Origin of the sequence: Microbacterium kunmingense, from assembly GCF_023155745.1 — a bacterium.
Lineage (GTDB): Bacteria > Actinomycetota > Actinomycetes > Actinomycetales > Microbacteriaceae > Microbacterium > Microbacterium kunmingense.
In genome coordinates, this window is sequence record NZ_JAKNUS010000018.1 from 1 (window position 1) to 2202 (window position 2202).

At 62.5% G+C, this 2202-nt stretch carries 3 protein-coding genes; 1 reads left to right on the top strand and 2 read right to left on the bottom strand.

Features of this window, described 5'->3' with window-relative positions; translation table 11 throughout:
* Positions 1-111: 111 nt before the first annotated feature.
* Entirely contained in the window at positions 112-327 is a 216-nt protein-coding gene (locus MA875_RS17295) for a helix-turn-helix domain-containing protein (RefSeq protein WP_005055296.1), read from the bottom strand.
* 471 nt (positions 328-798) lie between these two features.
* On the opposite strand from MA875_RS17295, the gene MA875_RS17300 reads away from it, so the two are divergent.
* Positions 799-1092 (top strand): hypothetical protein, encoded by a 294-nt coding sequence (locus tag MA875_RS17300; protein ID WP_005055297.1) that lies wholly within the window; start codon positions 799-801, stop codon positions 1090-1092.
* A gap of 271 nt (positions 1093-1363) precedes the next feature.
* On the opposite strand, the gene MA875_RS17305 is transcribed toward MA875_RS17300, so the two are convergent.
* Positions 1364-1990 (bottom strand): GNAT family protein, encoded by a 627-nt coding sequence (locus tag MA875_RS17305; RefSeq protein ID WP_197281246.1) that lies wholly within the window; start codon positions 1988-1990, stop codon positions 1364-1366.
* Between the last annotated feature and the right edge of the window lie 212 nt (positions 1991-2202).

The following is a 2202-nucleotide window of genomic DNA, read 5'->3' on the forward strand; positions in this document are numbered from 1 at the left end:
CCGAGCTCACCGCGACCACCCCCACCATCGACGAGGCGGTGATACTCCCCGAGATCACCGCCGCCTAAACTAACGACAGCTGATCATCGCAACGAAGCGAAAGACCACCACTCAAACGGACGCGGCCGATTCCAACGCGATGTGCAGCACCGTGTCCGTACTGACTTTGAGTCGGTAGACCGCTCGCTCAAGCCGCAACCGGCGCAGGTGCGCTTTCGGGTTCTCACCCACGACCGCACGGAAGACGCGGTGAAAGTGATGCGGCGAAAGACCAGCGACCGCCGCGATCTCGGCGAGGGTCACCGGCTCCTCGAGACGCTCCTCCATCCAGTGAAGTGCCCGGCTCACACGTTCCGCATGCCGCTGAGCGGTGAGTGGAAGGACGACTGAGGACACGCTTCGAATCTACGAGCGCCGGTCAGTCGGCGTCTCGACGTTTTTTGCGAATCCCACCGAAGCGACTCGCCCCAATGCCCCGAAAGGTCCATATGGACATCGCGTAGACATCTCCCCTGCGAAATGGACAACTCGGAGCGTGACATCTGTAGGAACCGGCTGACGATGAACTGCTGTCGGTCGTCAGAACTGGTCTGCGAGCGCCCTCCGCTGCGCATCCCAATCGAAGTCCTCCAACGTTTTGCGAGCCGGTAACCCGGCGGCCTTGATCCGCAGCTCTGCGCCCGAAGCGTTGCGCGCCGTGGTCTTCCGCGTGAAGGAGCCTGAGTGGGACACTTCTTCTGAGGGCCACCTGTAGGGATCGCTTTGGGGTCGTCGACCGCGCATGAAGGGAGAACCGTGATGACTGGGGATGAAGTGTTCGACACGATCGCTCACGAGATGACTGCGCTTGACGGTGTGTCACGGAACCACCGCGGCAGTCTCATCGTCTCGGGAAGCAGCAGTGGCGCCGTGCGCGCCATGACCAGCGGCGGGCAGGTGGTGGTGAAGCTTGACCCAATGCGCACGGCGGCTCTCGTTGACGCCGGCGTCGGGACACACTACAAGGGTCAGAAGAACGCGTGGCTCCAGCTTCCGGCCGACCTCGACTTTGATCACGTGCGCGGTCTCATCCTCGAGGCGCTGACTGCATGAGAAACCCTTCTTGATTGATGGTCCTGTCCCCTGGTGTGGTGGAGGATCCGGCCGGGTTGTCTTCGTCGTAGACGTTGGTGAGCCATCGTGGTGATAGTCAGTGAGGGCTCGTCGGATCTGATCGACGCGGGAAGCGACCGTGTGGATCGTTGCCGCTCCGCACGATCTCACCACGGAGCGCACCGCCCGCCGCAACTGGACCCGCCCGACGACGCTCGCCACCTGGCCGGGGAGGTCGACCTGAAGGTTCCCAAATACCCGGGGGCGTGACTCACGCCTCGAGGTTCTCGGTCCCGACGAACGCGTTGTGACGCCAATAGATGTTGTCCCGGAAGTGCGCAAACCCGACGCTTTCGTACGACGCAGCGACCTTCTTTCGGGAGCGCCGAAACTCGATCTCGGACAGGTGCTCCCACGGCACCGGTTGCGCGCGGAGAACGATGAGAGTCTCCCTCCCCGTGCCGGTCACCGTCTCCACCAGCGTCGTGAGCAGACGTGGACCAAGGCGCTGACCCCGGTACGGTGGCTCCACAAAGACGCCCTCGACGATCACGAGCTGCGACACCTGCTCGCCAACCAGCGGATCGCGGGAGTCGAGCCACTCGAAGACGTTCTCATCACCGAGAATCGACTCGGTGATCTCGAATGCTTCGCCGCCTACTTGATCGAACACGTCAACGACGTCACCCACCCGGTCGAGGTCGACGGTGTACGCAGTAGCGCGCGCGATGACACGACGCTCCGGCTCCCCCTCGTCGTCGTCATCGAAGATGTACAACGTCGCGTCAGCGGAGATCTTCGCGACGCCCGACGGCAACTCCGTCCAGTTCACGGAGTCCGGTACTCCGACCAGTGGCCGCGTGACCTTCACAATGCACTCAATATCCGTGAGGTCCACGTCAAGTCGCGCAACAACAGCAGACATACTCACCCCTTCAACAACGGATACGCGGCAACGGCATCGTGCCGACAATACCCGGGCGCTAGGGCGTGTCTCTTAAAGCCTTGAGCCAGATGGTGATGGCGCGTAGGACGACGCCGCCGCGATAGGTCAGGGCGAGTTTGTCGTAGCGGGTGGCCAAGGCGCGCCATTGCTTGAAGATGTTGAAT

What these genes read in the sequence shown, in the direction of transcription:
- MA875_RS17295 (WP_005055296.1), bottom strand. Translation starts at nt 327, where the DNA reads ATGGAGGAGCGTCTCGAGGAGCCGGTGACCCTCGCCGAGATCGCGGCG.
- MA875_RS17300 (WP_005055297.1), top strand. Translation starts at nt 799, where the DNA reads ATGACTGGGGATGAAGTGTTCGACACGATCGCTCACGAGATGACTGCG.